This is a genomic window from Streptomyces sp. Z26 (assembly GCF_003665095.1).
GTDB classification, from domain to species: domain Bacteria; phylum Actinomycetota; class Actinomycetes; order Streptomycetales; family Streptomycetaceae; genus Streptomyces; species Streptomyces phytohabitans.
Genome location: NZ_RCHV01000003.1, coordinates 1 through 6,219, shown reverse-complemented (window position 1 = coordinate 6,219; position 6,219 = coordinate 1). Strand labels below are relative to the sequence as shown.

Sequence of the window (6,219 nt, the reverse complement as noted above, 5' to 3'; positions counted from 1 at the left end):
GGCGCGGGGCGACGCGCTCGGCCTTGTGCTCGGACTCGTGCCGGGCGACGGCCCCGAGGATGCGCGCGGTCATCCGCCCCGAGGGCGTCGACAGGTCGATGATCCCGGCCTGGCACGTGTGGGTGGACACCCCGCGCCGGTCGGAGATGTCGATGTACTCCTCCAACTCGGTGGGGGAGCGGTGGAGCCGGTCGGTGTGCCACGCGATGACGACGGTGGCGCGCCCGGCGTCGAGGTCGGCGAGCAGCTGCCGGTACCCCTTGCGGGGCTTCCCGGAGTAGGCGGACAGGTCGTTGTCGACGTAGGTGTCGACGATCTCCCAGCCGTTGCGCTCGGCGAGGGCCTGGCAGTCCTCGCGCTGGCGGTCGACGCCGAGGTGCGCGCCGGTCCGGTCCTGGCTGATGCGGACGTAGACGAGGGCGCGGAGCGGGGCTCCGGCGTCGCTTCGGGTGGGCGTCATGCCGTCCAGCATCGCACTAGAGGTGCTGTGGATAAAGTCTCGGGAACCCAGAACCGAGTTCAAGACACCCCTAGGTGAATGTCACGGTGGGTCACCGGTCTCCGGAGTGACCGCCCTTGCCCGCAACACGCCCCTGACCACGTGAAACGGCCCCGGCGCGCGCGGTGGGCGCGGCCGGGGCCTCGTGCTCGGGAGAGGTCAGCTCGGGACGATGAAGCCGCGCCGCGCGTGCCCGCCAGCTGGCAGCGTCGGAGCGTTCTCCGCCTCGTCGATCAGCGCGTCAAGCACTTCGCCGGTGATGTCGCGGCGGAGCGCTGGCTCGGCCCGGTCGAAGATGGCCCACTCCCCATCCGGGTCGCCCGCGTTCACGGGCGCGGGCAACCCCCGGCCGTCCCATGCGGTGCAGCATCCTCTGCACCCGGCACGCTTCGGCTTCGGTCACGTCATCCCTCCTTGCCTCTGGTTCGGCAGACCCTACGCGCCCGACGTGACGGGCGGCTGCGGTGTCGGCATGGGCCGGATCGCGCACTCCGGCGCGTGCTGGCACTTCGCGCGACCGGGACGGCGCCGTCGTCGGGCGCGCGCCACAGCTCCGGGTCGACGGTGTACCCGGCCTGTTCGATCGCGGCGCGGGTCCGGTCGAGGATCGCCGGGTCGTAGTGCGTGGGGTCGTAGCCGGGGTGGTGGTCGACGAACCGGCCGTGGCGGGCGCACAGGTCGCGGTAGAGGGCGGTGTGCAGGATCAGGGCGTGCCAGCCCTCGTCGACCGTGCGGGAGGGCGCCAGGGGCAGGTCGTACTGGGCGCCGGCGGCCACGAACTTGGCGGCCTCGCCGACGACGCGCCGGGCGGTGGGCTCGTCCATGCCGGGGTTGTTGTCGCGGATGGTGACCAGGACGCGGTCATCTGGTCGGTGGAGAGCAGTGCATCGGTCATGTGCGTTCCTCTCTCGGTGGGTTGTGCTGTGCGGGTCCCGTGCGCGGCGTACGGCTACCGCTGTGCGCCGGGCACAGGGGCGGTCATCAGAGGAAGATCGTCCTGTGGCAGTTGCGGCAGACCATGCGGTCGTTCCGCTTGTCCCAGTCGCAGGGCCTGCCGGTGACGCGGCACATGAGCTTCCTCTCGGTCGGTGGGTGGTGCCCGCTCCCGGCCGCGCGCGGTGGTCAGCGCGGCCGGGGCGGGATGGGGTTCCGCCGCGCCGCGGGGGAGCACCACGGCGGAACCGATCTCGGGCCCGGTCAGCCGGGCGTGCTGTAGATCAGCAGCGGTATGAGCACCGCGGCGACGGCGGCCACGTACAGGACTTGAGCCACCACCTGCCTCACCGCGGCCTCCCCTCCGTGGCTCGGCGCCGGGCGGGTAGTTCCTCGCGGAACGCCAGCCGGTACGAGCCGCGATCGAAGCGGAGCAGCTTGTCGAGGCTGGCCTTCCGCAGGTCCCGCACGGTGTGCGTCTGCCCGTCGACGAGGACCAGGTCGCCCACGCGGATCGAGTCGCAGTCGACCGTCAGCGGGACCCAGTCCGTACGCCCCGGGGGCGGCTCGGGGAAGCGCAGGGTGGACGGCTTCGCGCGCGGCGCGGCCAGGTGCGGTTGGCGCGGCTCGCGGAGCGGCACGTCGGCCTCGGCCAAGAGCTTGTAGACGAGGTGCATGCTCCGGCCGGTGGCGCGGATGATTGCGGCGACGGTGTGCCCGGCGAGGTACGCGGCGACGACCTTGTCCCGTACGTGCGCCCGGTCTTCGCCCATCAGGCGGACGGTGGGCGGGATGCGCGGCACGTCCAGCGGCGCGGCCGTCACCGCGTACCCCGTCGGGCGTCGATGTCGTCGAGGAGGCCGACGAGCCAGTCCGGGGCGTACGGGCCCGTGGCGCGGATGCGGGCGCAGGGCAGGCAGCCGTACGCGGAGCCGCCCGGACCGGACCCGGTCTCGACGATTGCGATGGTGACCCGTTCGTCGACCCAGGCGTGGCACCTGTCGCACTCCCCGCCCGGCTGGATGCCGCTCCCGGCGGTCATCGGGTGACCGCCGCGGCGGCGGGGTGCGACGCCAACTCGGCGGCGAGTGCCGCCGCCTCCCCCTCGTAGGTGGCGTTCGCCAACTGCCGGGCGAGCGCGCCGCACACGTCGCACTCCGGCGCGGATTCGCCCTCCGCGGGGGCGGTCGAACTCGTATGGTTCTGCACGTCGATGCTCCTCGGAAGCGTCGGCCAAGCCCCGGACCGTTCGCGCGGTCGCGGGGCACCGTTCGCTCATGGAAGCGGCGCACGTGGGGTCCAGGGAGGTGCCCGGGGAGGGCCAGAGGGGGGCCTGCGGGGTAGCTTGACCCCATGCAGAACGCCGACCCACGCGAGCAGTTCGGCGTCTACCTGGCCGGACTCCGCAAGCGCGCGGGTCTCTCGCAGCGGTCGCTCGCCCTGCGTCTGTGCGCCGCGTCCGGGATCAGTACCCTCACGCGGAACGAGGTGTCGCGGTGGGAGCGCGGCGGGCGCATCCCGGATGCGTGGCTGGCCGCGCTGGCGCACGTCCTCGGGGCGCCGCTGCGTGAGTTGGAGCAGGCCGCCGCGTACGCCCGTGGTGAGGGCGCGACGCTGCCGGGGGCCGCGGCCACCCTCGCGGACCTGCTGCCCGGCGGCGACACCCTGGAGCGTCTGTCGGTGCCCGCCGGTCGCCGGATTGCCCTCCCCGAGGTGCACGGGCTGGCGGCCCGCGTGCACGGGCTACGGCTCGCCGACGATGTACTCGCGGGCGGGGACCTGATCGCGCCCGCGGTCCGCGAACTCCGCTCGGCCGTACGTCTGTTCCGCGAGTCCAGCCACGACGAGGACACCGGCCGGGCACTGCTCGTGCAGATCGGGGAGCTGGGGCAGATCGCCGGGTGGATCGCGTCGGACGCTGGCCGCGGCGACGACGCGGAGCGCGCGTACGAGCTGGGGCTCACGGCGGCGCGGCAGGCCGGGGACGCACCGCTGGTGGCACAGCTCGCCGGGAGCCTCGGCTACCACCTGTCGAACAACGGCCGTACGCGCGAGGGCCTTGCGCTGGCGACGGCCGCCGTCGTCGAGGCGGGCCCGGACGCCCCGGCGAAGACGCGCGCCCTGTTCTTCGACCGGGCCGCGTGGGCGCACGCGCAAGCAGGGCAGCAGCAGCCCGCCCTTCGCGCGCTCGGCCAGGCGCACGCCGCGCTCGACAACGCCGACGACGAGCCTGCCCCGTCGTGGGCGTACTGGGTGAACCGTGAGGAGTTGGAGGTCATGGACTCCCGCGTGTTCACCGAGCTGCGCCGGCCGCTGCGTGCCGTGCCCCTGCTCCAGGACGTGTTGGGCCGGTACGACGCCACCCACGCCCGGGAGGTGGCGCTGTACCGGTCGTGGCTGGCGGTGGCCCTGGCGGACGCGAACGAGCCGGAGCAGGCCGCAGAGCAGGCGCAGCACGTCATCGCTGCCTCGGGGACATGTCGTCGGAGCGTACGACTGAGCGGGCCCGTGTCGTGCTCCGGCGCCTGGCGGACTTCGAGGACGTACCCGAGGTGCGCGAAGTGCTGACCGATCACGGACACCTGCTCGTGCCGGGGCCTGGCTGACCCCGGACGCGCCGAAGCGCCCCCGCCCTCCCGAAGGAGAGCGGGGGCGCGCGTACGTATGCGGCGGGTCAGGGTTCGTCTGCCGTGCGGATCAGGTCGGCGTCGCCCGGGTCGGCCGGTTCCGGCGGGACCGCGCCCAACACGATGATCGCGGCGCGCAGTTGCCGTACGTACCGGCGCAGCGCCCGTACGAGCCGGGTCTGCTCGCCCGCCAGATCGGCCAGGGACTCCAGCGCCGTCCCGGCCGCCGCCTCCGCCGGGTCTCCGCGCCCCCGGGAGATCCACGCCACCGCGACCGCGACCACGCCGCCCACCAGGACGTTGGCGAAGCTGACCAGCTCAGATCCCATGGCGGCCGCCTCTCTCGGGCCCGGACGCCGCGGCCAGCCTGCACCGCACCAAGCTCAACTCGCGGCGCTGGGCGAGGATCTTCCGCGTCGCCGCCGCCAGGATCGCCAGCAGGCCCGGCGTCACCGCCCAGGTGATGCCGGAGTACCAGCCCTGCGGGTACGCGTCCACGGCACGCGCCGTGGTGTAGGCGAGCGCCCACCACGCGGGCGGGGCCGCCGCCGCGCCCCACCCCCACCAGTCCCTCCGGCCGGGCCGGGTCGCGGCCACGACGGACAGGGCGCCGGAGGTGATCCACACGGCGCCCCACCCGGCGATCGGCATGATGTTGGTCAGGGCCTCGACGCCGCGTACGGTCCCGTACCGCGGGTCCTCGACGAGGCCGATGCCGTAGTTGATCCAGCCGAGCCCGCACAGCAGGAGGGCGGCGCCGCGGTAGCTCAGGCGGTGCCCCAGCCGCCGTACCGCCGCCCGCACGTCACACCCCCCGCGTACGGCGGGGGGTGTGCTTCGCACCCCATCCGGCGACGCCGGTGATGGCGGCCGGGACGAGCGCGAGCACGAACGGTTCGAGGACGTCCGGAGGCTGCTGACCAGCCCGGCGTTGTCCTGGACGGCGGTGAGCATCGCGAGCAGGCCGGTACTCCCGAGGTACGCGGCCGCCGTGCTCGCCTTGACCTTGGTCTCGATCGGTTCGGACATGGGGTTCTCCTTCAGTCGACGAGGTCGAAGCCGTGCTTGCGGCCGAGCTTGGTGGCGGAGTCGCGGCCGGGGATGCCGTCGGCGCCCTCGCCCGGCTTCCGGCCGCGGTAGCCCAAGCGCTCCTGCCACTCGGACGTCGCGGTCAGGGTGGCCGTGCCGAAGTGGCCGTCCAGGAGCTGCTTGGCGAGGAGGCCTCATCGACGAGCGCCGCCTCATACGTACGGACACCGGAGTAGGTGACGGGCTGGCCCTTCGCCTTCGGGTTGGAGCGGGCGGCGGCGACCAGCTTCTTCAGCGACACCTTCGGGCGCTTCGGTGCCGGGAGCTGCGGCCGCGGCGTCGGCTTGCCCCGAGTCGTTCCGCGATCCGGTCGCGCATCCCGTCCATGCCGAAGCCACGCGGGTCGACCTTGCCCGGCTGCCACTCCAGATGCCCGAGCACGGATGCGGCACTCCAGCCGTGCGCCCGGCAGAGCGCGGCGGCGGCCTTCTCGATGGCCTCAGCTGGGCCGCCGGCCACGGGTCCTCGCCGTCCCCGAGGTTCTCGCACTCGAAGCCGTAGAGACGGGAGTTGCCGTCGGTGTTGCCTCGTCATCGCGCGGCAGATCCCGTTCGGCGATCACCGCGCGCAGTACGTCGTCGTCCCCGAGGCCCGCGTGGTTGGCGCGGCCGTACCCGACGACGTGCACCGTGCCGTCCTTGGTGATGACGCCGTGGCAGAGCGGGCCGGGCAGGCTGGAATAGCCGTCGCGGAGATGTCGACCGTGCGCTGGGAGCCCTTGGTCACGGTGTGGTGGATCACGACGCCGTGGACCGGGCCCCAGGCGCCCTGCTTGTTGCGGTTGTGCCGCGCGGCGTCCCCGACGACCTTGACGGTGACGCCCTCGTCGCGCATGGCGTCGACGAAGTTGGTGAAGGTGAGCGGTGTGGCCATGATCAGCCCCCTTCCAGGGCAGGGGTGAGCACCCCGGGCCGGTGTGGCGCGGGGAGTTGAGGAGGGGTCAGGCGTACGCGGTGACGTCCACGTACGCGCCCGCCGCGACGAGCAGGGACGCGGTGACGCGCACGGTGAGCCCGGCTGGCGTACGACTGCCCGGCACCACGGTGAGCGCAGCGCGGCCGACGAGCCCGG

At 73.6% G+C, this 6,219-nt stretch carries 10 protein-coding genes and 1 pseudogene; 1 reads left to right on the top strand and 10 read right to left on the bottom strand.

Annotation, left to right across the window (positions count from 1 at the left end; all coding sequences use genetic code 11):
* The 6 genes from D7M15_RS28140 to D7M15_RS28650 form a co-directional block, all read right to left on the bottom strand.
* Positions 1–460 (bottom strand): recombinase family protein (locus D7M15_RS28140; RefSeq protein WP_133306652.1); only part of this gene is annotated, 460 nt, incomplete at its 3' end.
* A gap of 198 nt (positions 461–658) precedes the next feature.
* Positions 659–829, bottom strand: coding sequence for a hypothetical protein (locus tag D7M15_RS28655; protein ID WP_165906395.1), 171 nt, complete (start codon positions 827–829; stop codon positions 659–661).
* A gap of 74 nt (positions 830–903) precedes the next feature.
* Positions 904–1,323 carry a hypothetical protein gene (locus D7M15_RS28135; protein ID WP_240649755.1) on the bottom strand — a complete coding sequence of 140 codons (420 nt, stop codon included), beginning with the start codon at positions 1,321–1,323 and terminating at the stop codon, positions 904–906.
* 456 nt (positions 1,324–1,779) lie between these two features.
* Complete coding sequence (locus D7M15_RS28125) at positions 1,780–2,256, bottom strand: hypothetical protein (protein WP_121518159.1); 477 nt, start codon at positions 2,254–2,256, stop codon at positions 1,780–1,782.
* On the bottom strand, positions 2,253–2,474 hold the full coding sequence (locus D7M15_RS28120) for a hypothetical protein (RefSeq protein ID WP_121518160.1): 222 nt from the start codon (positions 2,472–2,474) through the stop codon (positions 2,253–2,255). The genes D7M15_RS28125 and D7M15_RS28120 overlap by 4 nt, the downstream gene beginning before the upstream one ends.
* The gene (locus D7M15_RS28650; RefSeq protein WP_165906269.1) at positions 2,471–2,641 is read right to left on the bottom strand and encodes a hypothetical protein; all 171 of its coding nucleotides are present in this window, start codon (positions 2,639–2,641) and stop codon (positions 2,471–2,473) included. The genes D7M15_RS28120 and D7M15_RS28650 overlap by 4 nt, the downstream gene beginning before the upstream one ends.
* A gap of 144 nt (positions 2,642–2,785) precedes the next feature.
* Here D7M15_RS28650 and D7M15_RS28115 point away from each other — a divergent pair, with 144 nt between their 5' ends.
* Positions 2,786–4,000 carry a helix-turn-helix domain-containing protein gene (locus tag D7M15_RS28115; protein ID WP_240649754.1) on the top strand — a complete coding sequence of 405 codons (1,215 nt, stop codon included), beginning with the start codon at positions 2,786–2,788 and terminating at the stop codon, positions 3,998–4,000.
* 106 nt (positions 4,001–4,106) lie between these two features.
* Here the strand turns inward: D7M15_RS28115 and D7M15_RS28110 are convergent, their stop codons facing one another.
* The 4 genes and pseudogenes from D7M15_RS28110 to D7M15_RS28095 all read right to left on the bottom strand — a co-directional run bounded on the left by D7M15_RS28110 (position 4,107) and on the right by D7M15_RS28095 (position 6,021).
* Positions 4,107–4,388 (bottom strand): hypothetical protein, encoded by a 282-nt coding sequence (locus D7M15_RS28110; protein ID WP_121518162.1) that lies wholly within the window; start codon positions 4,386–4,388, stop codon positions 4,107–4,109.
* Positions 4,378–5,088, bottom strand: a complete 711-nt coding sequence (locus tag D7M15_RS28105; RefSeq protein ID WP_240649753.1) for a hypothetical protein — start codon at positions 5,086–5,088, stop codon at positions 4,378–4,380. Before D7M15_RS28105 ends, D7M15_RS28110 begins: the two co-directional genes overlap by 11 nt.
* Positions 5,089–5,230: 142 nt before the next feature.
* Entirely contained in the window at positions 5,231–5,389 is a 159-nt protein-coding gene (locus D7M15_RS28645; protein WP_165906394.1) for a hypothetical protein, read from the bottom strand.
* Positions 5,380–6,021: pseudogene (locus D7M15_RS28095) on the bottom strand (N-acetylmuramoyl-L-alanine amidase). The gene D7M15_RS28645 and the pseudogene D7M15_RS28095 overlap by 10 nt, the downstream one beginning before the upstream one ends.
* Positions 6,022–6,219 lie beyond the last annotated feature (198 nt).